The following is a 24,666-nucleotide window of genomic DNA, read 5'->3' on the forward strand; positions in this document are numbered from 1 at the left end:
TCAGAGTCCACATTTCGTGACCTGGCCCTCATTGGCTTCTCTGGGAGCGGTGCTGGGGACAGGATGTGCGCATGATCGAACGTACCCGCCGGGTCGCCGTCATCGGCGGCAACAGGATCCCCTTCGCCCGTTCCAACACCGTCTATGCGGGGGTGTCCAACCAGGACATGCTCACCGCCGCGATCGACGGCCTGGTCGCCCGCTACGGACTCGAGGGTGAGCGCCTCGGCGAGGTCGTCGCCGGCGCCGTGCTCAAGCACGCCCGCGACTTCAACCTCACCCGCGAGGCCGTGCTCGGCTCCAAGCTGTCGCCCGAGACCCCCGCCACCGACATCCAGCAGGCGTGCGGCACCGGCCTGCAGGCCGCCATCCAGGTCGCCAACAAGATCGCCCTCGGCCAGATCGAGGTCGGCATCGCCGGCGGCACCGACACGACCTCGGACGCGCCCGTCGCGATCAGCGACAAGCTGCGCAAGAAGCTGATGAAGGTCAACGCCGCCCGCGACACCAGGTCGCGTCTGGCCGCCCTCGCGTCCATCCGTCCCGGCGACATCGGCCTGGAGATCCCGCAGAACGGTGAGCCCCGCACCCGGCTGTCGATGGGTGACCACGCAGCCCTCACCGCGCTGGAGTGGCAGGTCGGCCGCGAGGAGCAGGACGAGCTGGCGGCGCTGTCCCACCAGCACCTCGGTGCGGCCTACGACGCCGGCTTCCTCGACGACCAGGTCACTTCCTTCCGCGGCGTCGAGCGCGACAACAACCTGCGCCCCGACTCCTCCGTCGAGAAGCTCGCCAAGCTCAAGGCGGTCTTCGGCAAGGGCGGGGCCGCCACGATGACCGCCGGGAACTCGACGCCGCTGACCGATGGCGCGTCGGTGATCCTGCTGGCCTCCGAGGAGTGGGCGAAGGAGCACGACCTGCCGGTCCTCGCCTACCTCACGGCCTACGAGACGGCGGCCGTCGACTACGTGCACGGCGGCGAGGGTCTGCTGATGGCGCCCGCCTATGCGATGGCGCGGATGCTCCAGCGCGAAGGCCTGACCCTGCAGGACTTCGACTTCTACGAGATCCACGAGGCCTTCGCCTCGCAGGTGCTCTCGACCCTCAAGGCGTGGGAGGACCCGGTGTTCTGCAAGGAGCGCCTCGGTCTCGACGCCCCCATGGGCTCGATCGACCGCTCCAAGCTCAACGTCAACGGCTCCTCGTTGGCCGCGGGCCACCCCTTCGCCGCTACGGGCGGGCGCATCATCAACGTGCTCGCCAAGCTGCTCGCCGAGAAGGGTTCCGGTCGTGGGGTCATCTCGGTCTGCGCCGCCGGCGGCCAGGGCGTCACCGCGATCCTCGAGCGTCCCTGACTGACGCGCTTCACGCGCTTCACTCGCTTCACGCGCTTCACGAGCCCCCGACCGCAGCAGCGGTCGGGGGCTCGTGGGCGTCTGTGGGTGTCGGCGGGGTGGCCGCTCCATCAAGGTATGCCGACGAACCGCCACCTGCCACGGTGAACACCCCGTGGTGGGTGGCGTGTCGTCGTGGGGAGTGCTGCGCCGGAGTGCCTCGGCGTACGCCGGAGCGCGAGGTTGCGCCTCAGCGGGCGACGAGTGCGAGGGCCGAGGCGACCAGGTGTGAGCGGACCTGCTCGGGGGAGATCTCGCCGACGGTGGGGATGCCGGGGGCGGCCTCCTTGACCAGGATGCCGAGCCGCGCGATCTGGAGACCACCGAGCCCGCTCGCATAGAGCATGTTGGCCAGCAGGGTGGGGTCGTTGCCGGCGGAGAAGTCGCCCGAGGCGATGCCCTCCTCGATGGCCGCGGAGAGCAGGGCCAGGCACGACGAGATCGCGCGGCCGAGGCGGAAGAGAGCGCTCTCGCTGATCTCGTCGAGCAGCTCAGGACCGGGCCGGCGCATCAGCGCCTGGGCGCAGTCGACGAATGCCGGGTGCTCGAGGCCGTAGTCGACGAACGCGCCGACGATCCCCGTCAGCTTCTCCGGGGGAGTGCTGGCTGCGTCGGCCGCGGACGCCAGGGCGGCACGCAGCTCGTCGAGGTAGACCACCAGCGTGAGGGCGAACAGCTCCTCCTTGCCGGTGAAGTGGCGGTAGACGATCGCCCGGTTGATGCCGACTGCCCGCGCGATGTCCTCGATCTGTGCGTCCCGGACCCCGCGCTCGTCGAAGAGGGCGCGCGTGGCCGCGATGATGTCCGCCTCGCGCGCCCGACGGCGTACGGCGGCGGCCTTGCGACGGCCGTCGGTCTCGGGGGCCCGGGTGCTCATCGACCCAGCCTAGGAGAAGTGCAACTCCGAGTTGCACAGGTGTGACATGTTCGTCACGCGGTGTCGGGGCCACCCAGGAAGGCACGCACTGTCGCCAGGGTGTCGGCGTCGGCGGGCGTCTTGTCGTCGCGGTAGCGGACCACCCGGGCAAACCGGAGGGCCACGCCACCCGGGTAGCGCGACGAGCGCTGGACGCCGTCGAAGGCGACCTCGACGACCTGCTCGGGTCGGACGTGCACGACGGAGGACGAGCGCGAGGTCTCCAGCTCGAGGAAACGCTCGGTCTGCCAGGTGAGCATCGAGTCGGTCATTCCCTTGAAGGTCTTGCCGAGCATCACCAGGTCGCCGTCGGGGCCGAGGGCGCCGAGGTGGATGTTGGACAGCCAGCCCTCGCGGCGACCCGAGCCCCACTCGACGGCGAGGACGACCAGGTCGAGAGTGTGGACGGGCTTGACCTTGACCCACGACGAGCCGCGGCGGCCGGCGTCGTAGGCGGCGGACTGGTCCTTGACGACGACGCCCTCGTGGCCGGCGGCGAGCACGCTGCGCACGAAGTCGTCGGCGTCGGCCGGGTCGTCGGTGACGAGGCGGGGGGCGAGGTGCTCGGTCGGCACCAGGGCCTCGAGCGCCGCCAGTCGGGTGGTGGCCGGCTCGTCGAGGAGGTCGGTGCCGTCGAGGTGGAGCAGGTCGAAGAAGTAGGGAGTGACGTGGAGACCACCGTCCTGGCTCGCCCGGGCAGTGCGGGAGGCGGTCTCCTGGAACGGTCGTGGCCGCCCGGTCGCGTCCAGGGCCAGCGCCTCTCCGTCGAGGACGAACGTGTCGGCCGGCAAGGCGAGCGCGACGGCGACCACCTCGGGCAGCCGTGCGGTGACGTCCTCGAGGGTGCGGGTCGCGATCAGGACCTCGTCGCCGCAGCGGTGGACCTGGATGCGGATGCCGTCGAGCTTGGTGTCGATCGAGACCGCTGCTCCCTTGCCGGCCTTGGACATCGCCTCGACGACCGAGGGGGCGGACGAGGCGAGCATCGGCTGCACCGGTCGGAGCACCTCGAGGCCCACCAAGCCCAGAGCCGGCTCGCCGCCGGTGAAGGCCAGCCTCGCGGCGACGACCGTGGAGCCGGAGAGCATGGCGGCGCGGCGGACGGACGGGAGCGGGACCTCGGCGGCGAGCGCGACCGCCTCCTGCACGAGCGCCTCGAGCGCGCCCTGGCGCAGCGCGCCGGTCACGACCCCGCGCAGCCACTCCTGCTCGGAGGCCGTGGCACGACCGAAGAGCGAGGCCACGGCCGCGGCCCGCGTGGCTTGGGAGCCAGGGCCGGAGAGCACCGCGAGGTCGGCGAAGGCGGCGTCGACCTCGCGCACGGACAGGGAAGGCTCGGGCGCGGGGTCGGGGAGCGAGCCGAGGCCGCGCCAGCCCAGACCGGTGCGGCGTTGGAGCAGCGAGCCGCCGACGTAGGAGGTCACCACCTCGATCTCGTCGGTGTCGGCGCGGGCCAGGAGGTCGGCGAGTGCCACCACCTTTGCCTTGCGCGACCGGGTCGCCGCGACCGTGGTGGAGGTGGTGACGACGTCGAGGAGCAGCACGGCACCAGTCTGGACCAGACCGCCGACAGTGCCCCTGGGGGCCGTGGGTCCGTGACCGGGACTCGACCCCCCGGGCCCGGCTGTCCTCGCGGCTCGACCGGGGAGTGGGGCGGGCCGTGGAGTTGGTTGCTCTTCTGACCCCACGCACAGCCAACCCGTTCACGCCTCGTTTGTCTGACAACGGCCTCACCACGGTGTTCGACTCCCGCCTCGGTCTCGCGCCCGTCGCGCCCAGCAGCACCCGGCCGTGGGCACCACCGTGAAGGACCTCCTGCCCGGCATCGACTTCGACGCCGCGACGCTCGGCACGAAGCAGGGCGGCGACGACGTCTTCCGGGCCGGTCCGCGGGCCGACGTGGTCCGGGTGCGGCAGATCGCGTTCCCGACCACACAGGGCGGCCGGGCGACGTACGCCGTGCTGGTCGTGAAGAACATCGACGAGTCGTGGGCCCTCATCACCGACGCCGCCACCGGACGCCGCGGCGCCGGATGATCCGGGGCGCGACGCTCAGGTCGAGAGATCGACCACGACCACCGTGTAGTTGTCGGGAGCCTCCGCGGCCTCCACGGCCCGGGCGACACGGTCGGCGACGACGTCCGGGTCCCCGGAGCCCGTCAGGAGGCGAGTGAGCTCGTCGGGGTCGAGCGTGCTGTGCACGCCGTCGGTGGTGAGGACGAGCCGGTCGCCGGCCCGCACGTCGCAGCTGACACGGTCGGCGTCGGTGGCCTGCACCAGGACCCGGTTGAGCAGTGCCCGGTGCGGATGTGACCTGGCTTCGTCCTCGGTCAGCCGGCCCTCCTCGAGCAGCGCCTGCACGAGGGTGTGGTCGCGGGTCAGCCGCTCGAGCTTCCCGTCGCGCAGCCGGTGGGCGCGGGCGTCGCCGACGTGCGCCACCTGGGCCGTGTTGCCGACCAGCCACAGCGCGGTCAACGTCGTGCCCGCCTCCTCGTCGAGGTCCTGGGTCGCCTCGGCCACGGCGGTCGAGGCGCGCGTCACCGCGTCGCCCAGCAGGTCGCGCGCAGCAGCCGGCCCGTCGTCGTACGACGTGGTGTCGAGGGTCGTGAGTGCAGCAATCGCTGCTGCGCCGGGGCCGGGCGCAGCCCCGAAGCCGTCGGCCACGGCGAAGAGCCGGGCTCCGACGTGGACCGCGTCGAGCTGGTGGGTGCGGGCACCCCGGCCGTGGCGAGCGGCGGCCGTGGCGATCAGGGTCTCGTGCGGGTGCTGGTCGGTCATGGTGATCTCCTCGTGGTCGAGCTCTCGGACGAGGGAGGCCACGACGTCGCGGCGAGCGCGGTGGTCGGCCTCGACCTGCGACCAGTACGACGAGACCTCGGCCGCCCTGGTCCGGCCGGAGGTCGCGATGACCTCACCGATCCGGGCCAGGGGCATGCCGACGAGGCGCAGTCGCGCCACGACGCGGGCCTGGTCGAGCTGCTCGGGCAGGTAGCGCCGGTAGCCCGTCCACGGATCCACGTCGGCGGGCTGCAGCAGCCCCAGGTCGTCGTAGAGGCGCAGGGCCTTGGCGGTGAGGCCGCTGGCCCGGCCGAAGTCGCCGATGGTCAGGTAGTCCATCAGGCCATCCTCATCCCTCGGTGACTCTCACCGTTGCCTGGAGGCTCGGGCCTGTCCCTGGAGGAAGGTCAAGGAGTGCGGTCCCGCATCCGTCAGAGGTGCACGGCGATGCCGCAGCGCGGGCAGTGCGCGGCGCTGGTCTCGAGCGGCTGGCCGCACGAGCAGGAGGGCTCGTGGGCGACCGCGGAGCACCTCGGGAGGGAAGCTGTGATGACCATCGGGATCCTCGTCTCCAGGCGGGTGCCTGTCACGAAGGTGTTCGTAGCGAGCCGCGTCGCGGATGTCGGGGCGCACGCGGACACGAAGCACCTTCGTGTCCGGAGGGCTCAGCCGGTGGCGGTCAGCGATGCGGCCGGCCGTCGGCGTACGTCCAGACGTGCCTAGGCGGCGTCGGCCGGGGGAGCTGAGCGTCGGCCGGTCGCGCAGAAGGGGCTGATGCCCGTTGGTCCGTACGGCGGATCGGCTCGAGGTCAGCCGGTCGCGGCGACCGGCTCGCTGGCCTCGAGCACGGCCGCCGTGACAGCGCCCCGGATGACCTGGGCGAAGACGGTGTCGAGGTCGTCGACGCCGCCGAAGTAGCCGCTCACCTCCAGCGAGACGAAGCCGTGCAGCGCGGAGAAGACCGCCATGCCGGTGAGCAGGATGCGGTCCTCGGGCAGCCCGGTCGAGCGCACCATGACGGCCAGGGCCTCGATGGTGCCGGCGGCCGCCGCGAAGAAGCTCTCGCGATCGATCGGCGCGCGGGTCATGGCGGCGTAGCGGTGGGGATAGGAGCGGGCGAAGTCGCGCAGGGAGTGGCTGAGCACCCGCAGGCCGTCCGGACCGGCGTGGCCCATGGCGGCGCTGCGCACCTGGTTGCCGAGCAGCTGCATGGCCCGCACCTGGATCTCGGCGCGCAGGTCCTCGAGGTTGGCGACGTGGTTGTAGAGCGAGGACACCCGGGTGTCGAGCTCGCCGGCGAGCAGCGTCATCGTGAGCGCGTCGTAGCCCTCGCGGTCGACCAGGCCCTCAGCCGCGACGAGCACCGCCTCGTGGTCCAACCGGGGCCGACGGGCCCGGACGGGCGGTGCGGCGTCGGGGAAGGACGGCGACATGGGAGCACTCCTGTCGATGAATCTATTTCGTATCAGCATGAAGAACTATAGCCTTCGTGCCGTGTCCGACCTGTGCACCGACCGCTTCCGCGAGCTCGCGGACTCCCTCGGTGGGGTGGCGTGCGAGGACGCCTCACCGTTCGTCTACCTGCGCGACCCGCGGGACCTGGCGGACGTAACGATGCCGGTCGTCGAGCTGCTGATCCTGCTCGGTGCGGTGCTGGCCTTCCGCCACGCTTGGGTCCTCCGACGAGACACCGGCGACGCGACGAACCTCGGCGTCTGCCTGGCCGCGGTCGCCTACGTGCTCGTGCTGGAGCCGCCGCTCTACTTCCCGGCGCTCTTCGGGATCGACGACTACGTGTCGGCGGTGTTCGTCCACAACGAGTTCACCGTCGGACTGCTCTACCACCGGCTGCCGCTCTACATCCTGTTGCTCTACCCCGCGCTGGTCTACCTCGCCTGGGTGCTCGTCCAGCGGCTCGGCGTGCTCGAGCGGCACGGTCGGGTGCGGGGGGCCGTGATCGCCTCGGTGTGCGTGGGCGCGGTGCACCAGGGCTTCTACTCGATCTTCGACCAGTTCGGGCCGGACCACCTGTGGTGGGCCTGGGACACCGACACCCGCACCAACGCGATCCTCGTCGGTGACGTCCCGATGTCGAGCACGGTGAACTTCGCCCTCGTCATGCCGACGGCGTTCGCGCTGGCGTGCTTCCTGCTGCTCGGTCGTCGGGTGCGGCCCACCACCGGCTCGGTCGTCCTCCCGGCGATCGGCATCGGCTTCCTCACCCCGCTGCTGAGCATCCCGGGGCAGCTGCCCGTCACCTACCTCGACCTCGTCGACGCCCCGTCGTACGACGCGGTGCGGGTGGTCCTCTGGCTCATGCTCGTGGCCGCCACGGCGGTGCTGGTGCGGGAGCTGGTCGCCGCCTGGCGCGCGCCGACGGTGCGCGAGCCCGGGCTTCGCGGCGCCTACCCGACGGCCTACCTGGCGCTGTGGCTCGCGACGTTCGCGATCCTCGCCGTGGTCACGCCGCCGGCGGGCGTGGTGGCCTACCTCGTGCCCTGCTATGCCCTCAGCCTCGCCGTGCTCGTCACCGTGGCGCGATCACCGGTGGGCGGCGTGCCTCGGACCCGAGCGCGTCCGGGAGGTGGGCGCGGGGACCGAGTCGTGGGACGGGCGCCCATCGGGGGGTGAGGCCCTGATGCGCCGCGCCGGACCGACGTACGGCTAGGTGGGGCGGTGGCCGCCGTGCGCGCCGGCTGGCACACGCCTGGGTCCGCGAGGGGCTCGACCCCGAGAAGTGGGCACGGAGCTGGCAGGTCGTCAGCGAAGAGCTGCGGGGCGACACCGGGAAGGCGCGTTGCTCGGCCTGGCGCTGGGCCTCACCAGCCGGGTGGCAGTGCGGTGAAGTCGGGCTCACGCCCCTCGGCGAAGGCCGTGAGAGCCTCGAGGTTGGCGGGGCCTCCCATGAGCTCGGCGAAGGCGGCGTTCTCGCGCTCGCGGGCCGCCCGGATCTCGGACCGCAGCGGCTCGGTCATCGTGCGCTTCACCGCGACCAACGAGGAGATCGGGCGGCGGGCGAGGAGCTCCGCGTGACGACGCGCCTCGGGCAGCAGGTCGTCGGGCTCGCAGACCCGCCAGACCAGGCCCATCTCCAGCGCCTCCTGGGCACTGACCCACTCGGCCGACAGCAGCACCCACGCCGCGTCCTGGCGGCCGAGCAGCTGGGGGAAGAGGTAGGACGACGCCGCCTCCGGTGCCACCCCGAGGCTGGTGAACGGGCACTTCAGCCTCGCCGTCGACGACATGAAGGCGAGGTCGGCGTAGCCCAGGATCGTCATCCCGATGCCGAGCCCGACGCCGTTGACCGCGCACACCAACGGCTTGGGAAAGTCGACCAGCGCGTCGAGCAGTCCGAGGAAGCCGTGCTTGCCGCGCGCGAAGTCGGGGTTGGTCGCGAGCTGGTGCATCTCCAGCAGGTCGGTGCCCGCGCTGAAGCCCCGGCCGTTGCCGGTCAGCAGCACGACGGCGACGTCGGGGTCCTCCGCCGCGGCGATCAGCGCTTCCGCCGTCGCGTCGTAGAGCGCCTCGTTGAACGCGTTGAGAGCCTCGGGGCGGTCCAGGGTGATGGTCCGGACGCGGGCCTCGTCGGTGATCTGCAGGGTCATGGCGGCATGCTATCGCCCAACTAGAACGTGTTCTAGGTCATGGCCGTCCGGGCGTCGGTGGTCGCGTCTAGGCTCACAGCGTGGGCGCGGACACCGGCACGGGCGAGCGACGGGTGTGGCGACCCGACTGGCCGTGCTCGGTCGGCGGGGTGCTCCGGCCCCACCGCCGCGGCGGCGGCGACCCGACCTACACGATCGACGCGGCCGGCCGCCACTGGCGCGGCATCCGAACGCCGGAGGGTCCCACCACGCTGTGCGTGGAGGCCCGTCCGGGCGAGGGCGAGGTGGTCGGTGCGGCCTGGGGGCCGGGGGCGACCTGGGTCCTCGACGGGCTGCCCGCGCTGCTCGGCGCCGACGACGACTGGAGCACCTTCGAGCCCCGGCACCCGGTGCTGGCCGAGGCCCGCAAGCAGCACCCGCACGTGCGGCTGGGCCGCACGGGCCTCGTCATGGAGGCACTGGTGCCGGCGATCATCGAGCAGAAGGTGACCGGCCAGGAGGCGTTCGCCGGCTTCCGGATGCTCGTGCACCGCTTCGGCGAGCGGGCGCCGGGCCCGGGTGCCGACCTCAAGCTGTGGCTCCAGCCCACGCCCGACGTGCTCCGCACGGTCCCGAGCTGGGAGTGGCTCCGGCTGCACGTCGACCCCGCCCGCTCGCGCACCATCGTCACGGTCGCGCGGGTGGCCGACGCGCTCGAGCGCACGGCCGGGTTGTCGGGCGAGGAGGCGGAGCGGCGGATGCGCTCGGTCCCGGGCATCGGGGTGTGGACGAGCGCGGAGGTGCGCCAGCGCGCGCTCGGCGATCCTGACGCGGTGTCGTTCGGCGACTACCACGTCTGCAAGGACGTGGGCTGGGCCCTGACCGGCACGCCCTTCGACGACGTCGAGCTCGAGGAGTTTCTCGAGCCGTGGCGGCCGCAGCGTGGTCGGGTGCCCACGTTGATCGCCATGGCGGGGCTGCGCCGACCGCGCCACGGAGCGCGGATGTCACCGCGCGGGCACCTGCCCGCCACCGTTGTCCGACACCCGTCCGCCTGACTCGCTAGATTGTCCGACGTGTCCCTGCGCCGCCCGTCTCCCACGCGGCTCCTGACCGTCGCCCGCAAGACCCTGCTGAGCGTCCTGACGGTCCAGCTCGGGGTCGCGATCGTGATGTCGTTGGTCGACTCCTACCGGCGCCGCGGCAAGAAGCCCAAGCCCTTCCCGGTCAGTCCTCCCAGCACGGTCGAGGTGGGCTTCGGGTCGGTGACGACGTACACGTTCGGCAAGGACCTCTACGACGACATGATCGCGGCCATCGAGGGCGCGAAGAAGCAGATCCTCTTCGAGACCTACATCTGGAAGGGCGACGCGACGGGGGAGCGGTTCAAGGACGCGCTCGCGGCGGCGGCCGATCGAGGGGTCGAGGTCTACTGCATCTACGACGGCTTCGCCAACCTGGTCGTCTCGCCGGTGTTCAAGCGCTTCCCCGACAACATGCTGGTGCTGCGCTACCCCGTCTACGCCGCCGGGTGGCGCTTCTTCGACCTCAGCCGCTACGGCCGTGACCACCGCAAGATCCTGGTCGTCGACGACAACACCGGCTTCGTGGGCGGCTACAACATCGGCTCGGCCTACGAGACCGAGTGGCGCGACACGCACGTGCGCATCACCGGCCCGGCCGTCTGGGACCTCAAGCGCGCCTTCGCCGACTTCTGGAACCTCAACCGCCGGCGCCGGATCCGGCACAGCGAGCGGCCGCTGCTGCTCGAGACCGCCTCCACGTGGGAGCCGCAGATCCGGGTCCAGCGCAACGTGCCACGGCTGTGGATGTTCCCCATCCGGTCGATGTACATCGAGGCGATCAACCGGGCCAGTCGCAACGTGTGGATCACCACCGCCTACTTCACGCCCGACCAGGACTTCGTCAACGCGATGCGCCACGCCGCCCAGCGCGGGGTCGACGTGCGCCTGCTGCTCCCGCTGAAGTCCAACCACATCGTGGCCGACTGGATCTCGCGCGGCTACTTCACCCAGCTGCTGGATGCAGGCGTGCGGGTCTTCCGCTACAAGGACGCCATGGTGCACGCCAAGACCGCCACCGTCGACGGCACCTGGACCACCGTCGGCACCGCCAACATCGACCGGCTCAGCCTCACCGGCAACTACGAGATCAACGTCGAGTTCATCGACGAGTCATTGGCCAAGCAGCTGGAGCAGATCTTTGCCACCGACGAGGGCAACTGCCTGGAGCTGACGAGCCTCGAGTGGGAGGCACGCGACCTGCACCGCAAGTTCACCGAGTTCTTCCTGGCTCCGCTGCGACCCCTGCTCTGAGGCTCGGCCCCGCGCTCGTCACGGCGCTGTCGGTGGGCGCCCGTACGCTGGCTCTATGCGTCCCGTCACCGACCTCGAGCGCCGCGTCGCGCCCTTCCACGTGGAGGCCGACTACCAGCCCAGCGGCGACCAGCCGGCCGCCATCGCGGAGATCACCAAGCGGATCAACGGCGGGGTCCAGGACGTCGTGCTGCTCGGCGCCACCGGCACCGGCAAGACCGCGACCGTGGCGTGGGTGGCCGAGCAGGTGCAGCGGCCCATGTTGGTGCTGCAGCCCAACAAGACGCTGGCCGCGCAGTTCGCCAACGAGCTGCGGATGCTCTTCCCGGAGAACGCGATCGAATACTTCGTCTCCTACTACGACTACTACCAGCCCGAGGCCTACGTCCCCCAGACCGACACCTACATCGAGAAGGACTCCTCCATCAACGAGGAGGTCGAGCGGCTGCGGCACTCGGCGACCAACTCGCTGCTGACCCGACGCGACGTCATCGTGGTCTCGACTGTGTCCTGCATCTACGGTCTCGGCACCCCCCAGGAATACGTCGACCGCATGCTGCGGCTGCGCGTGGGCGAGGAGCGCGACCGTGACTCGATCCTGCGTCAGCTCGTCGAGATCCAATACACGCGCAACGACATGTCGTTCACCCGCGGCACGTTCCGGGTCCGCGGCGACACCCTCGAGATCTTCCCCGTCTATGAGGAGCACGCCGTCCGCATCGAGTTCTTCGGCGACGAGATCGAGCGGCTGATGTCTCTGCACGCTGTGACCGGCGAGGTGCTCACCGAGGACACTGAGCTCTACGTCTTCCCCGCGACCCACTACGTCGCCGGCCCCGAGCGCATGGAGCGGGCGATCGCCGGCATCGAGGCCGAGCTCGAGGAGCAGCTCGCGACGTTCGAGAAGCAGGGCAAGCTCCTGGAGGCGCAGCGCCTGCGGATGCGCACGACGTACGACGTCGAGATGATGCGCCAGGTCGGCTCCTGCTCCGGCATCGAGAACTACTCGATGCACATGGACGGTCGCGCGCGCGGCACCGCCCCCAACTGTCTGCTCGACTACTTCCCCGAGGACTACCTCGTGGTCGTCGACGAGTCCCACGTCGCGGTGCCCCAGATCGGCGGCATGTACGAAGGCGACATGTCGCGCAAGCGCAACCTCGTCGACCACGGCTTCCGGCTGCCCAGCGCGATGGACAACCGGCCGCTGCGCTGGGAGGAGTTCCTCGAGCGGATCGGCCAGACGATCTACCTCTCGGCGACGCCGGGCAACTACGAGCTCGACAAGGTCACCGGTGCCGACGGTCAGCCCGACACCGTCCAGCAGATCATCCGACCCACCGGTCTGATCGACCCCGAGGTCGTCATCAAGCAGACCAAGGGCCAGATCGACGACCTCATCCACGAGATCCGCACACGCGCCGAGAAGAACGAGCGGGTCCTGGTCACGACGCTGACCAAGAAGATGTCCGAGGACCTCACCGACTACCTCCTCGACGCCGGCATCCGCACCCGCTACCTCCACTCCGAGGTCGACACCCTCAAGCGCATCGAGCTGCTCCGCGACCTGAGGCTCGGGGAATACGACGTCCTCGTCGGCATCAACCTGCTCCGCGAGGGCCTCGACCTGCCCGAGGTGTCGCTGGTCTCGATCCTCGACGCCGACAAGGAGGGCTTCCTGCGCTCCGACAAGTCCCTCATCCAGACGATCGGTCGCGCCGCCCGCAACGTCTCGGGCCAGGTCCACATGTATGCCGACAAGATCACCCCCTCCATGGCGAAGGCGATCGACGAGACCAACCGTCGCCGGGTCATCCAGGTCGCCTACAACACCGAGCACGGCATCGACCCGACCCCGCTGCGCAAGAAGATCGCGGACATCACCGAGATGCTGGCCCGCGAGGACGAGAACACCCAGGAGCTCCTCGAGACCTGGGCCGGCACAGCAGCCAAGGGGCGCGCCGGTGGCGTCAAGGCCAAGCAGCCGGTCCCAGGCCTGTCCAAGGCCGCTTCGGGACAGCACGCCAAGGACCTGGCCGGCATGCCGAGCTCCGAGCTGGCCTCGCTCATCCAGGAGCTGACCGACCAGATGAAGGCAGCCGCTGCCGAGCTGCAGTTCGAGGTCGCCGCCCGCATGCGCGACGAGATCTCCGACCTGAAGAGGGAGCTGCGGCAGATGATGGAGGCCACCAAGTAGGTCGCCCACGTCGAGTCGGCGCGTTGTTGCGGGACCGCACGCCGAGTCGGCTCGGACGCCGAGCGGCCGCCGTCATCGACCCCCCTCAGCGCACGACCGTGAGCGGCCCCTCGTCAGGGGTGGGGGCCTCGAAGTGGTCGAAGTACTCAGCGGCGAGTTCTTCGGGGATCACGAAGTCATCGGCGTCCCGGCCGAGTCGATCGCGCACCCGCGCGAGCACCGTCTCACGGTCGGTGGCGAGATAGATCGTCTCCGGGACGACACCCACATCGCCCAGCAGACCCCGGTAGTCGTCGCGCATGGCCCGCGACCAGAACGAGAAGTCCAGGACGACGTCCTGGCCGGCCGCGACGAGGGAGCGCAGCCGCGTGCGGAGGTCCGACTCGATCTCAGCGCGGACCGAGGGCGACAGCGGCACCTGCGTGAGACCGCGGCGCCACATCTCGACGTCGAAGGAAAGCCGAACCATGCCGTCGACCTCGAGTCCCCTCGCGTAGGTCGACTTGCCGGAGCCCGAGGGACCGCACATGAGGACCACGCGGGGCATGGCCGGAGCCTACGTCGGGTGCGGGCACAATGGCGCCGTGACCTCGGGAGCCGACTCGGCCTACTTCGAGCGCCTCGGCGCGACGTCCTTTCGGGCGACCGACCACGTCGGTGGTGCGTGGGACACCGCGACCCAGCACGTCGCGCCGGCGTTGGGGCTGATGGTCCATGCCGTCGAGGCCGACCTGCGCAGCCGCAGGGACGACGCCCTCGTGGTCGGCCGCCTCTCCTTCGACATCCTCGGCACGATGCCGGTCGACGTGGTCGACATCGAGGTGGCGGTGGTCCGCCCCGGCCGCACCATCGAGCTGGTCGAGGCACGGCTCGGCCACACCGGGCGCGACGTCGTGCGGCTCCGGGCCTGGCTGCTCCGGCCCGGGGAGACCAGCCACCTCGCGGGCAGCGCCTTCGCCGCCCTGCCCAGCCCGGACCAGACCCCCGTCTGGGACGGGACGTCGCTGTGGCCGGGCGGGTTCATCGGATCCGTGGACGTGCGCCGACACCTGCACGAGCCCGGCCGCGGCACCTACTGGGTCCGCAGCAGGGTGCCGCTCCTGGCCGGTGAGCAGGTCAGCCCGCTCGCCGCGACCGCCGGTCTGTTCGACATCGCCAACGGCATGGTCGTGCGTGCCGACCCGCAGCACGTGGCGTTCCCCAACGTCGACCTGACCGCCCACCTCTTCCGCGCTCCGGCCCCAGGGTGGGTCGGCTTCGACACCACCGTGTCGTTCGGCGCCGGCGGCCTCGGCGTGACCAGCACCGTCCTGCACGACGTCGACGGCCCGGTCGGGACGATGTCGCAGGCGCTCACGGTCCGCCCCGTGAGCGCGCCCTCAGCGCCCCGGTAGGGCTCCGACCAACCCCTGCACCAGCTCGTACGTCGGACGGTCGGCCGCCGCGACCAGCCCGCGGGTCGTCGGGTCCTGCGGTCGGTAGGGCCCGCCGGTGAACGTCCCGACATGGCCACCCGCCTCGCTGAGCAGGAGCGAGCCCGGGGCGTGGTCCCAGGGCTTCGCGACCCAGTAGAGGGCGTAGTCGGCCGCGCCCTCGACCAGGTGCGGGTAGTCGACCCCGCAGCAGACCCAGGTGAGGTCGAGCTCGCGCAGCGTTCCGAGCGCCCGTCCCAACCAGCTGCGGCGGGACGTGACGCCGCGCAGGTCCTCGCCGAGGGGCGCACGCACCAGGCGCTCGCCGTTGCGCCAGGCGCCGGCGCCACGCTCGGCGACGTAGGCGACCTCGTGCTGGGGCTGCCAGATCCAGCTGCGCACGACCTCGCCCTGACGGAGCTCGGCCACCATCACCGCGTGGTCGGGCGAGCCGTTCACGAAGTTTTTCGTGCCGTCGACGGGGTCGACGGTGAACGCGTGCTCCGCCTCGGCGTAGTGGTCGAGCAGGCGGGGGTCGGCCGCGGTCGCCTCCTCGCCCAGGACGAGAGCGTCCGGGTAGGCCCGGAGCAGCGCCTCGGTGAGAAGCGCCTCGGCCTCATGGTCGGCGACCGTGACGAGGTCACCGGGATTCTTCTCCGAGACCTCATGGGCGCTCAGTGCCCGGAACCGCGGGTTGATGACCTCCTCGGCCACGTCACGGAGCAGGGTCAGGACCTCGTCTGTCTCCACGGGACGAACCTACCGAGGCGCGCGGCCGCGCAGCCACCGGGCCAGCAACGGGGTGAGCAGGAGGACGACCAGGAGTCGGAACAGTTGCACCGCCATGACGTAGGTGACGTCCGCGCCGCTGTCCGCGGCGGTGGCGAGCACCGCGAAGAGTCCGCCCGGAGTGGTGGCGAGGTAGGCCGTGAGCCCGTCGACCGACGTGAGCCAGGCCAGGGCCGACCCCATCAGTGCCGAGAGCACGATCATGGCGATGATGAGGCCGGTGACCACGGGGAGCATCCGGGTGATGGAGGCCAGGCTGGCCCGCGTGAAGCGCAGCCCGACCTGGACGCCGATCAGGGCGTATCCCAGCCACTGCAGCGGGGTCGGCACGGACACCTCGCCGAGCCACCCGGCGGACACGACGACGGCGGCGATGGTGAGCGGGGCGAGCAGGGTCATGGTCGAGACGGGAACGACCCGCGCGACCAGGAGGCCACCGCCGACGGTGAGGGCGACGTACGCCAGGGAGGCGGCGCCCAGCGACCCGTCGCCGCCGGCGAGCGTGCCGACGCCGGACGCGGGGTCGAAGACGACGGCCGTCACCAGCGGCATCGTCACCAGCACGAGAAGGACCCGGAGGTACTGCACGACGGTCACGACCCGGTCGTCGGCGCCGAGGTCGCGCGCGATGGCGACCACCCCGGAGGCGCCTCCGGCCACGAGCGCGAAGGCTCCGGTCACGGGGGAGACGTCACGTCGCAGCGCGAGGAGCCGCCCGGTCAGGAGGCTGAGCACGATGGTGCCGAGCGTGACCAGCAGGATCGGCCCGATCTCCCCGACCATGCGGCGCAGCGCCTCCACGCTCACCAAGGTCCCGATGGTGACGCCGATGAGGGCCTGGCCCAGCCGGAACGCGGCGACCGGCACCTTGATCTCAGTCGGGGAGGTCAGCGCGTGGGCCATCCCGCCGAGGAGCGAGCCGAAGAGCACCGCGGAGGGCACGCCTGCCAGCGCGAGCGCGATGCTCAGCACCACGGTCGTCGTCAGCACGAGGACGATGCCGGCCAGCGGTGTCCGTCCCCGAGCAGTCACACCACCACCCTAGGAGCGCCGGCGATCAGGGGCCTGACCGACTCTCGACCGGCCGGTGGTCGCGCCTAGGCTCACCCGCATGGACGTCAGAGAGCTCCAGGTGACCTTCGACTGCGCCGACCCCCACGGCCTGGCGGGCTTCTGGTGCGAGGCGATCGGTTACGCCTGCGACGCGCCACCACCCGGCTTCGACACGTGGGACGCCGCGCTCGACGCCTTCGGCGTGCCGCCCGACCAGCGCAACGGGCGGTCCGCCTGCCACGACCCGACGGGCGCGGGCCCGCGGTTGTTCTTCCAGGTCGTGCCCGAGGGCAAGACCGCCAAGAACCGGCTGCACCTCGACGTGCGGGCCGCGCCGGGCCTCCGGGGCGAGGAGCGGATGGCGGCGCTGGAGGCTGAGGGGAAGCGGCTGGTCGCCCTCGGCGCCGCGCGAGTGCAGCGTCACGAGCCCGCGCCCCCGTTGAGCCACGGGTTCCTCGTCATGGCCGACCCGGAGGGCAACGAGTTCTGCCTCGACTGACGCCCCCCTAAGATCATGGGGTGAGAGTCGAGCCGCCGACCAGGACCGTGCTGACGGTCTGGGGCGTCGGTCTCGCGGTCTACCTCGTGGCCGTGTTCCACCGCTCTTCCCTTGCGGTCGCAGGCCTGGCGGCGAGCGAGCGTTTCGACATCTCCGCCTCGCAGCTGGCGACCTTCACGATGCTCCAGCTGCTCGTCTACGCCGGCATGCAGATCCCCGTCGGCCTGCTCGTCGACCGGTTCGGCTCGCGCAGCGTCATGCTCGCCGGCACCCTCATGCTCGCCGGCGCCCAGGCGTTGTTCGCGGTCGCCGAGAGCTATCCACTGGCGCTGCTCGCACGCACCCTCGTCGGGGTGGGCGACGCCTTGACGTTCATCTGCGTGCTGCGGCTGGTCAGCCGCTGGTTCCCCGCCCGACGGGTCCCCCTCGTCACGCAGCTGACCGGCACCCTCGGGCAGGTCGGCGCCATCGGCGCTGCGATCCCGATGACCTACGCCCTGGGTCGCTGGGGCTGGACGACGGCCTACCTCGGCGCAGCCGTGCTCGGCTCCGTGCTCGCCGTCGCGATCCTGGTGGCCGTCCACGACTCGCCGGACGGGCGCAACCTGCGCGGCCCGCGGATGTCGTGGGGCGCGATGCGACAGACGTTGTCGGCGTCCTGGGCCCACCCCGGAACCCGCCTCGGCTTCTGGATGCACTTCTCCACACAGTTCAGCGCGACCGCACTCTCCCTGCTCTGGGGCTACCCGTTCCTGGTGCGCGGCGAGGGGTTGTCGTCGCGCCAGGCCGGCGTGCTGCTGTCGCTGATGATCGTGGCGGTGATGCTCAGCGGGCCGGTGCTCGGCTGGCTGATCGGCCGGCACCCCTGGCACCGCTCGACGATCGTGCTCACCATCGTCTGGTCGATCGTGGCGGTGTGGACCGTGGTGCTCGTCTGGCCGGGCGAGGCGCCGTTGCCGGTGCTCGTGGCCCTGGTCCTGGTGGCAGGTGTTGGAGGACCGGCGTCGATGATCGGCTTCGACCTCGGTCGCACCTCCAACCCCGTCGAGCGACTCGCGAGCGCCAGCGGCATCATTAACCAGGCCGGGTTCACGGCTTCCTTGATCCTCGTCGTGGCGATCGGCGTCATCCTCGACTGGCGCACCCCGGGCGACAGCACGGCGTACACGCCCGAGGCGTTCCGGTGGGCGATGAGCTCGCAGTACGTCCTGTGGGGGATCGGCCTGGTCCAGATCTGGCGCTACCGTCGCAAGGCACGCGCGGTCATCGACCGGACCCAGCTCGAGTCCGGCGTCCTGGCCTGAGTCGTCACGTGCGCGAGGCGACGGTCGCGACCACGAGCAGCACGGGCGTGTGTGCCACGAGCACGGCCAGAGCATGTCGCCCCACCGGGACCAGCACCCGACCGACCGTCGTGGCCAGCGGGCGCCACCAGGTGCCCACCAGCACCGTGACCACGAGGGTGCTCGCCGCCACGAGCGCCACCCGACCGATCGGCACGTCGACGCCGGCGACGAGGTCCTGGTCGAGCGCGATGTCGTTGAGCCACAGCCCGCCGACCGCACCGGCGTACGCCGCGACGACGACGCAGACCAGGAGGGTGCCACGCTGCCCGCGCAACCATGTCGCCACACCACGCCGATGGTGGCCGAGCACCAGGCCGTGCACGAAGAGCAGCTGCCAGGCGAGGGGGGGATAGGTGTCGGCGAACTGCGCCGGTGACCAGTCGGGGTGCCAGACCTGTCCGAGACCCCACAGCGCCCACGACAGGGAGAGCACCACCCACCAGAGACGTCGACGAAGCAGCGCGAGGACCAGGGGTGCCAGGAGTCCCAGGAGCACGAAGAGCCCCAGGATGCTGGTCACCCACGGACCGGTCTCCAGGAACAGCAGGCGTTGCGCGGCAGCCCAGGGGGTCGGGTAGTCGAAGAGGTGGTCGGCGTCGGGGAACAGCTCTCGCACCTGACCGGTGACCGGGTCGCGCAGCTGCATCAGGCGTCCGGCACGCACCCCGGGGACGAGGCTGACGACGTAGACGGCGAGGGCGGTGAGGACGGCTGCCGCGTAGAGCCGGCCCACGCGTCGCAGGGAGCGCACGGCCGCCGAGGAGGCGATTGCCAGGCCGGAGAGCAGCACCAGCCCCTCTGCCACCGGGACGGCACCGAGCGCCGAGCCGGCGATCTCGTGGTAGCCCAGGACCACGGCGAGGTGACCGGCCACCACCACGAGGACCAAGGCCCCGCGCACCAGGTCCAGCCGGAGGTCGCGTCCTGCCTCGTCCACCGGCCCCACGTCCGTCACCCGGGTCGTGGCGCGACCGGTCAGGAGTGCGAGCGCGAGCAGCAGCAGGAGCAGGAGGCCACCGATGCCGAGCCCGCGGACTGACGGGTCGGGGGTGACCCCGGCAGGCAGGTCGCTGCCGGCGACCGGGACGAAGGAACCGTCACCGTCGCGGACCGGGTCGTCGACGGCCGGAGTGACGGACTCGACCGGCTCGCTGACCGGGCCGAGGTCGATCGTGGACTCCTCGAGGTCGGCTCTGACGGCGGCCGCGATCTCGGGATCGGCGGTGACCCTCCAGTCCACCGCGAGGGTGTCGACCTCGGGCTCGATCCGGTCGACCTCGAGCCAGCTGATGAGCCCGATGAGAGGACGGTCCACCGCGCTGCCGAAGACCTGACGCCACCACGAGCGCTTCAGCTGCAGCTCCGTGGCTCCCCCGACGGCGGGGTTGTAGAGCGCGGAGGTCTGCACCAGCATCGGCCGGTCACCGGCCGCCGCGAAGCGGTCGTAGAAGGGACGCCCGTTGGTCCCCGGGGCGTAGCCCCAGGTCTCCGCGAGGCGTGCGTCGTACTCACCGGTCGGGACGACGTTGCTGTCGATGCCTTGGTCCTGGCCGAAGCGGTAGAGCGTCAGTCCCACCCAGTCGACGACGTCGTCGCCGGGGAAGTAGGGGCCGTAGGGGTCGTCGCCGGGAGCCAGGCGGCCGTTCCCGTCGGTGTCCAGGGGCTCGACGTCGACCTCGTCGGGCAGCCCGATGTCGCCGTCGGCGCCCTGCTCCTCGCGGTAGGGGTAGCCCGAGCCGTAGACCGGGGACCAGACGGTCTCCACGTGGGGCGCCGTGGCGTCGAGTCCTTCGGCGAGCAGCCTGAAGGCTGCCTTGTAGGCGACCGCCTGCTGGCCCCACGGCTCCCACGAACCGTTCATCTCGGCTCCGAAGCGCGCGAGGAACCAGGTGCCGAGCTCGTCGTGCAGCCCGTCGAGCAGGGAGCCGAGACCTTCGGCGTCCTCGGTCGAGAGCCCCTCGAGCGGCGTCCGTGGCTGGAGGTCCACGACCACGACCGCGCCCAGGGTCGCGATCGCGCGCACCTGGCGCTCGAGGAACACCTGGTCCTCGTTGCTGAGCGGGTAGTCGACCTGGAAGGTGAAGGACGACGGCGAGGCGCCGAGCGCGTCGGCGTAGTCCTGGGGGACCGCCGTCTCGATGTCGAGCTCCGGGCCGAACCACGGAGCGCCCGGCGCGGGCCTGGGCATCGTGTCCCCGGCCCCGGTCTCGCTGAGGGCAGAAGCTGGAGCAGGTAGGACGAGCAGCACGGCGAGCAGGGCACCCCCGGCTGCGACGGCCCCGGTCACCAGCGCAGGTCGGGACCTGGTCACTCGCTCGCGCGTAGGCACAGGAGGTCCCACAGGTTGCGGCCGTCAGCACGCTCGTAGGACAGGTCATCGAGGGCAGCGGTGGCCAGGGCCAGCCCGCGCCCCGACTCGGCCAGCACGTCGGGCATGGCCACCCCGCTCAGGTCGAGCGCCGTCGGGAGGCCGTTGTCGCCCAGATGGGCCATCAGCTGGGTGTCGGTGACGCCGATGACGATCTCGAAGCGACGGCCGTCCTGTCCGGGCACGTCGACGTGGTCGGCTGCGTAGGCGTGCTCGACGACGTTCCCGAGGATCTCGATGACCGACATCTCGAAGCGGATCCGGTCGCGGTCGGAGATATCGGGGTTGCTGATCCAGAGGTGCTCGAGCATCGCGTGCACGAGATCCATGATCTCCGGGGTAGCAGGGGCCGAGAGCGACAACCGGTTCTCGAGGGCGATGACCGCGCGAGCGGGTCCGGGCTCAGTCATCGAAGGCACCGTCCACGGACTCGCGCGCCCGCAGCACTCGGTCGAGGTTGGTGAGCTCGAAGACCGTCATCACGGCGGGCGACACCCGGGCGATGCGGAGGTCCCCTCCGGCCTGGCGTGCGGACTTGAGGCCGCCGATGAGGGCCCCCAGGCCGGAGGAGTCCAGGAAGCTGGTCTCGCCCATGTCGACGACGATGCGCGTCGTCCCGGCGCTGACGAGCTCGGAGAGGATCTCCTTGAGCCGTCGGGCGGACACCATGTTGAGACGGCCCTCAGGTGTCACGACACCGACGCCGTCGTCTCGGGTGTGGACCGCGAACTCGATCATGGTGCTCCTTGGTGGGTGGGACCGACACTGACGGTGGTGGGCGCAGGCTCGCTGGGGGCAACGTATCCCCGGTAGCGCGCCGCCTTGATGATGACGGAGAAGATCAGCAGGTCGAACACGACCCACACCATGTTGAAGAGGCTCCCCGGGATGTTGGCCTGTCCGGTCGCCATGCGGACGGAGCCCGCGACGAGCGCTCCGACGAGCAGGCCCATCGCCCACAGCTGGGGACGGATCAGGTGCCATGCCGGGCCGGTGGGCTCCCGCTTGGTCTTCGGCGTGACGGCGAAGTCCAGGCTGCGGCCCAGGAAGACGTTGCCGAAGGCGGTCGTGAACGACGCGATCCACACCGGGAAGAGGGCGAGGGAGTACTGCTGACCGCGCCAGGTCTTGCGTCCGTCCGCAACCACGAAGAACAAGAGCTGATTGATGATGAGGAACGGGATCAGCCGCACGAAGAACTCGGTGCTCAGGGCGTTGACCGGAAGCACGCCCAACGTGAGGTAGATGACCGGGGCAGCGATGTAGACCAGCGCGGCGAACCCGGACAGATAGCTCCACATCGTGGAGAAGTACATCAACCGTTGGGCCAGGGTCAGGCCCCTTTGCGTCAGGGGGTTCTCCTTGAACAGCACCTGCACCGTGCCCTGGGCCCAGCGCAGGCGCTGGGTCAGCATCGTCTGGAGGTCCTCGGGAGCCAGGCCGGTGGCGAGGACCTCGTCGTGGTAGGCCGACCGCCAGCCCAGCGTGTGCAGCCGCATGCAGGTCGCCATGTCCTCGGTGACCGAGATGGTGGCCATCGGCATCACAGCCTGGGCCTCGTCACCCCGGTCGACGTCGATGGCGTTGACGAGGGCCTGCACGGTCTCCACCGCTCCTAGCGGCGACCAGTCGCGGTGGGCCATCTGCAGGAGGACGCTCTCGTCGACCGTGGCCAGTGCGAGGTCCGGATCTGCGCCGATGCCCTCGAGCTCCGCGATGACGGCCAGGTCGGCCTGCAATGCCTCGAGGTCGGCGGCCACCAGGCCGCGACGGATGGCGGCCACCCGCTTCTGGAACGTGTAGGTCACGTCGAAGAGCGCACCACCCCTGGCCAGCTCACGGCGTGAGCACCCGATCTCGTGCAGGATCGCGTCGAGTGCCTCACGAGCCTCGGTCTCGTCCGGCTCCAGCGTCCTCCTCGCCGACCGGAGCACGGCGCGGGCGGTCTTGAGAGCCCGATGGACCCCGACCTCGACCTCACCCACGTAGCGCGACACACCCAGCTGCATCAGGGCCTCGCGACGGATGACGGCGTTGGAGCCGCAGAAGAAGGCGGAGTTCCACCCGTCCTTGCCCTGCTGGATCGGGCCGTAGAACAACGGGGCCTGGCTGCCGAGCGGGTCGTCCTCCGGCACGTTCGTGAAGTACTGAGGGGTCTGCACGAGCGCCATCCGCTCGTCGGTGAAGAAGCCCAGGGTGTGGTCGAGGATCTCGGGCTCGGGGATCATGTCGGCGTCGAGGATCAGCAGGAACTCACCCTCGGTGGTGAGCAGCGCGTTGTTGAGGTTGCCGGCCTTGGCATGGCGCGGCATGCCTGCCCACTCCGCCGACCGGGTGATCCACCCGATCCCCTCCGCCTCGGCGGCCGCTCGCATCTCGGGTCGGTTGCCGTCGTCGAGGATCCAGGTCTCGTGCGGGTAGGAGATCGCCTTGGCCGCGCGAGCCGTCGTCATCACGAGGTCGATGGGCTCGTTGTAGGTCGCGACGAAGACGTCGACGGTCAGCCCCGGCCCGGGCGGCGCGGGGGTGTCGCGCTCCTTGAGTCGCCACATGCCCAGGCCGAAGAGCAGCGAGTCGACGAGGCTGTAGGTCTCGGCCAGGACCAGGGGCACGGCGATCCACCAGGCGTCCCAGTTGACCGAGAAAAGCCAGCGCCAGACGACGTAGTTGAGGCCCAGGATCGACGTCAGGACGACGACGAAACGGATCAGCAGCAGCCGACGACTCACCGAGCGTCTCCCGCCACCGGGGCTCGGAACACCGCCACGGCCGTGACGTCGTCCAACGCAGTTCGGTCCCGAGCCAGTCGAGCCACGAGCTCCAGCAGCGTGCCGACGTCGTCGGCCCTGCGCATCAGGGCGCCGACCTCGTGCCACCACTCGATGGGATCGTCGATGAGATCGAGGAGGCCGTCGCTGAAGACCAGCATCCGACTGCCCGGTTCGAGCGTGACCTGGTGCTCGCTCCAGTGGTCGTCGGGCAGGATGCCGAAGGGCCGGTCGACGCTGTCGAGACGCTGCTCGCTCCCGTCGCCGTGCACGAGCAGGCAGAGGCCGGCACCTGCGTCGACGTAACGAGTGAACCCGTCATCAAGGTCGATCGCCGCCTCGAAGAGCGTCACGAAGGACTCGGTGCGCTCGAGGTCGGGCAGCAGGCTGCGAGCCACCTGCGTGGCAGTGATCCCGAGGTCGACCCCGGCGGTGACGGCGGCGTTGGTGCTGCGGATCGCGGCGCGGACCCCCGCTCCCACCAGGGCTGCTCCCGTGCCCTTGCCCATCACGTCACCCAGCCCGAGGTGGACGACGCCGTTGGTGACGCCGTAGTCGTAGAAGTCGCCGCCGACAGCGAGGGCGGGCAGGCAGAGCCCGTTGATCTCCCAGCCGCCGGTGCGCACGGCCCGGGCCGGGAGCATGGAGGCCTGCACGTGTCCGGCCTGCGACATCTCCGCCGAGGACACCAGCTCCTGCTCCGCCCAGGCCGCCATGTCGCGGAACGCGACGAGGAGGTCACCGTCGAGCGTGCGGGGCTCGGAGTCGTAGATGCAGAACGTGCCGACCACGTTGCCGATCGCGTCGCGCAGCGGGTGGCCGGCGTAGAAACGGACGTGGCCGTGCTCCACGAGGGGCAGGTGCCGGAAGCGTTCGTCCTGACTGGCGTCCTCGACCATCAGCAGGCGACCCTCGTCGGTCGTGCGGTCGCAGAACGTCTCCACCCGGGGCATCTCTGACACGTCAACCCCCTGAGCGCTGGGGAACCAGGCCCGGTCGTTGTCGAGGATCGTGATCGTCGTCATCGGCACGCCGAAGACGGTGCGGGCCAGGCGGGTGATCCGCTCGAAACGCTCGTCCTTCTGGCCCTCGGACAATTGGAGGCTCTCGACCGCGCGTTGGCGTCGCTCCTCGACGACCGGGTCGCGGGTCGGGCCTGATGGGGGAGTCATACCTGGTCCTTCGGCTGGTGTCGTGCCGCTCTGAAGGTGAACGTCCCCCACGGC

The 24,666-nt window shown here is 70.9% G+C and carries 23 protein-coding genes; 9 read left to right on the forward strand and 14 right to left on the reverse strand.

Features of this window, described 5'->3' with window-relative positions; translation table 11 throughout:
- The first annotated feature begins 71 nt into the window (after window positions 1-71).
- Entirely contained in the window at window positions 72-1,355 is a 1,284-nt protein-coding gene (locus BM204_RS08225) for an acetyl-CoA C-acetyltransferase (RefSeq protein WP_091111938.1), read from the forward strand.
- Between the two features lie 229 nt (window positions 1,356-1,584).
- On the opposite strand, the gene BM204_RS08230 is transcribed toward BM204_RS08225, so the two are convergent.
- Together BM204_RS08230 and BM204_RS08235 are read right to left on the reverse strand one after the other, a co-directional pair.
- Window positions 1,585-2,271 (reverse strand): TetR/AcrR family transcriptional regulator, encoded by a 687-nt coding sequence (locus BM204_RS08230; RefSeq protein WP_091111939.1) that lies wholly within the window; start codon window positions 2,269-2,271, stop codon window positions 1,585-1,587.
- A gap of 53 nt (window positions 2,272-2,324) precedes the next feature.
- Window positions 2,325-3,854 carry an ATP-dependent DNA ligase gene (locus BM204_RS08235; RefSeq protein ID WP_091111941.1) on the reverse strand — a complete coding sequence of 510 codons (1,530 nt, stop codon included), beginning with the start codon at window positions 3,852-3,854 and terminating at the stop codon, window positions 2,325-2,327.
- Window positions 3,855-4,101: 247 nt separating this feature from the next.
- Between BM204_RS08235 and BM204_RS08240 the strand changes: the two genes are divergently transcribed.
- On the forward strand, window positions 4,102-4,347 hold the full coding sequence (locus BM204_RS08240; protein ID WP_091111942.1) for a hypothetical protein: 246 nt from the start codon (window positions 4,102-4,104) through the stop codon (window positions 4,345-4,347).
- A 15-nt stretch (window positions 4,348-4,362) separates the two neighbouring features.
- Here the strand turns inward: BM204_RS08240 and BM204_RS08245 are convergent, their stop codons facing one another.
- The 3 genes from BM204_RS08245 to BM204_RS08255 all read right to left on the reverse strand — a co-directional run bounded on the left by BM204_RS08245 (window position 4,363) and on the right by BM204_RS08255 (window position 6,521).
- Window positions 4,363-5,427: a MerR family transcriptional regulator gene (locus BM204_RS08245; protein WP_091111944.1), complete on the reverse strand. Its 1,065-nt coding sequence runs from the start codon at window positions 5,425-5,427 to the stop codon at window positions 4,363-4,365.
- A 92-nt stretch (window positions 5,428-5,519) separates the two neighbouring features.
- Complete coding sequence (locus BM204_RS22600; RefSeq protein WP_170259088.1) at window positions 5,520-5,678, reverse strand: hypothetical protein; 159 nt, start codon at window positions 5,676-5,678, stop codon at window positions 5,520-5,522.
- 219 nt (window positions 5,679-5,897) lie between these two features.
- On the reverse strand, window positions 5,898-6,521 hold the full coding sequence (locus BM204_RS08255) for a TetR/AcrR family transcriptional regulator (RefSeq protein ID WP_170259089.1): 624 nt from the start codon (window positions 6,519-6,521) through the stop codon (window positions 5,898-5,900).
- 37 nt (window positions 6,522-6,558) lie between these two features.
- Between BM204_RS08255 and BM204_RS08260 the strand changes: the two genes are divergently transcribed.
- Window positions 6,559-7,719, forward strand: coding sequence for a hypothetical protein (locus BM204_RS08260; RefSeq protein WP_143099692.1), 1,161 nt, complete (start codon window positions 6,559-6,561; stop codon window positions 7,717-7,719).
- A 188-nt stretch (window positions 7,720-7,907) separates the two neighbouring features.
- Here BM204_RS08260 and BM204_RS08265 read toward each other — a convergent pair whose 3' ends face one another.
- Window positions 7,908-8,693 (reverse strand): enoyl-CoA hydratase/isomerase family protein, encoded by a 786-nt coding sequence (locus tag BM204_RS08265; protein ID WP_091111951.1) that lies wholly within the window; start codon window positions 8,691-8,693, stop codon window positions 7,908-7,910.
- A gap of 80 nt (window positions 8,694-8,773) precedes the next feature.
- Here BM204_RS08265 and BM204_RS08270 point away from each other — a divergent pair, with 80 nt between their 5' ends.
- Genes BM204_RS08270 through uvrB form a run of 3 tightly spaced genes read left to right on the forward strand, consistent with a single transcriptional unit; the run spans window position 8,774 to window position 13,205 of the window.
- Window positions 8,774-9,730, forward strand: coding sequence for a DNA-3-methyladenine glycosylase family protein (locus tag BM204_RS08270; RefSeq protein ID WP_246165985.1), 957 nt, complete (start codon window positions 8,774-8,776; stop codon window positions 9,728-9,730).
- Window positions 9,731-9,748: 18 nt separating this feature from the next.
- The gene (locus tag BM204_RS08275) at window positions 9,749-11,008 is read left to right on the forward strand and encodes a phospholipase D-like domain-containing protein (protein ID WP_307725891.1); all 1,260 of its coding nucleotides are present in this window, start codon (window positions 9,749-9,751) and stop codon (window positions 11,006-11,008) included.
- Window positions 11,009-11,063: 55 nt separating this feature from the next.
- Window positions 11,064-13,205, forward strand: coding sequence for an excinuclease ABC subunit UvrB (uvrB, locus tag BM204_RS08280; protein WP_091111952.1), 2,142 nt, complete (start codon window positions 11,064-11,066; stop codon window positions 13,203-13,205).
- A gap of 85 nt (window positions 13,206-13,290) precedes the next feature.
- Here uvrB and BM204_RS08285 read toward each other — a convergent pair whose 3' ends face one another.
- The gene (locus tag BM204_RS08285) at window positions 13,291-13,752 is read right to left on the reverse strand and encodes a P-loop nucleotide/nucleoside kinase family protein (RefSeq protein WP_218031145.1); all 462 of its coding nucleotides are present in this window, start codon (window positions 13,750-13,752) and stop codon (window positions 13,291-13,293) included.
- 37 nt (window positions 13,753-13,789) lie between these two features.
- On the opposite strand from BM204_RS08285, the gene BM204_RS08290 reads away from it, so the two are divergent.
- Window positions 13,790-14,599, forward strand: coding sequence for a thioesterase family protein (locus tag BM204_RS08290; protein WP_246165991.1), 810 nt, complete (start codon window positions 13,790-13,792; stop codon window positions 14,597-14,599).
- On the opposite strand, the gene BM204_RS08295 is transcribed toward BM204_RS08290, so the two are convergent.
- Both BM204_RS08295 and BM204_RS08300 read right to left on the reverse strand, forming a co-directional pair.
- A complete protein-coding gene (locus tag BM204_RS08295) occupies window positions 14,585-15,367 on the reverse strand; it encodes an inositol monophosphatase family protein (protein ID WP_091111956.1) in 783 nt (260 codons plus the stop codon). The two genes, BM204_RS08290 and BM204_RS08295, sit on opposite strands and share 15 nt — an antisense overlap.
- Window positions 15,368-15,376: 9 nt before the next feature.
- Entirely contained in the window at window positions 15,377-16,438 is a 1,062-nt protein-coding gene (locus BM204_RS08300; protein WP_091111957.1) for an AbrB family transcriptional regulator, read from the reverse strand.
- A gap of 79 nt (window positions 16,439-16,517) precedes the next feature.
- Between BM204_RS08300 and BM204_RS08305 the strand changes: the two genes are divergently transcribed.
- A complete protein-coding gene (locus BM204_RS08305) occupies window positions 16,518-16,958 on the forward strand; it encodes a VOC family protein (RefSeq protein ID WP_091111959.1) in 441 nt (146 codons plus the stop codon).
- A 20-nt stretch (window positions 16,959-16,978) separates the two neighbouring features.
- Window positions 16,979-18,262 (forward strand): MFS transporter, encoded by a 1,284-nt coding sequence (locus BM204_RS08310; RefSeq protein WP_246165993.1) that lies wholly within the window; start codon window positions 16,979-16,981, stop codon window positions 18,260-18,262.
- Window positions 18,263-18,266: 4 nt separating this feature from the next.
- Here the strand turns inward: BM204_RS08310 and opgC are convergent, their stop codons facing one another.
- The 5 genes from opgC to BM204_RS08335 are packed head-to-tail and all read right to left on the reverse strand — an operon-like array spanning window position 18,267 to window position 24,612.
- Window positions 18,267-20,615 (reverse strand): OpgC domain-containing protein, encoded by a 2,349-nt coding sequence (gene opgC, locus BM204_RS08315; RefSeq protein WP_143099693.1) that lies wholly within the window; start codon window positions 20,613-20,615, stop codon window positions 18,267-18,269.
- The gene (locus BM204_RS08320; protein WP_091111962.1) at window positions 20,612-21,082 is read right to left on the reverse strand and encodes an ATP-binding protein; all 471 of its coding nucleotides are present in this window, start codon (window positions 21,080-21,082) and stop codon (window positions 20,612-20,614) included. Before BM204_RS08320 ends, opgC begins: the two co-directional genes overlap by 4 nt.
- The gene (locus tag BM204_RS08325) at window positions 21,075-21,410 is read right to left on the reverse strand and encodes an STAS domain-containing protein (protein WP_091111963.1); all 336 of its coding nucleotides are present in this window, start codon (window positions 21,408-21,410) and stop codon (window positions 21,075-21,077) included. Before BM204_RS08325 ends, BM204_RS08320 begins: the two co-directional genes overlap by 8 nt.
- The gene (locus BM204_RS08330) at window positions 21,407-23,401 is read right to left on the reverse strand and encodes a glycosyltransferase family 2 protein (RefSeq protein ID WP_091111964.1); all 1,995 of its coding nucleotides are present in this window, start codon (window positions 23,399-23,401) and stop codon (window positions 21,407-21,409) included. Before BM204_RS08330 ends, BM204_RS08325 begins: the two co-directional genes overlap by 4 nt.
- Window positions 23,398-24,612, reverse strand: a complete 1,215-nt coding sequence (locus BM204_RS08335; RefSeq protein ID WP_091111965.1) for a PP2C family protein-serine/threonine phosphatase — start codon at window positions 24,610-24,612, stop codon at window positions 23,398-23,400. The genes BM204_RS08330 and BM204_RS08335 overlap by 4 nt, the downstream gene beginning before the upstream one ends.
- Window positions 24,613-24,666: the final 54 nt, after the last annotated feature.

Origin of the sequence: Nocardioides psychrotolerans (genome assembly GCF_900113685.1) — a bacterium.
GTDB lineage: Bacteria > Actinomycetota > Actinomycetes > Propionibacteriales > Nocardioidaceae > Nocardioides > Nocardioides psychrotolerans.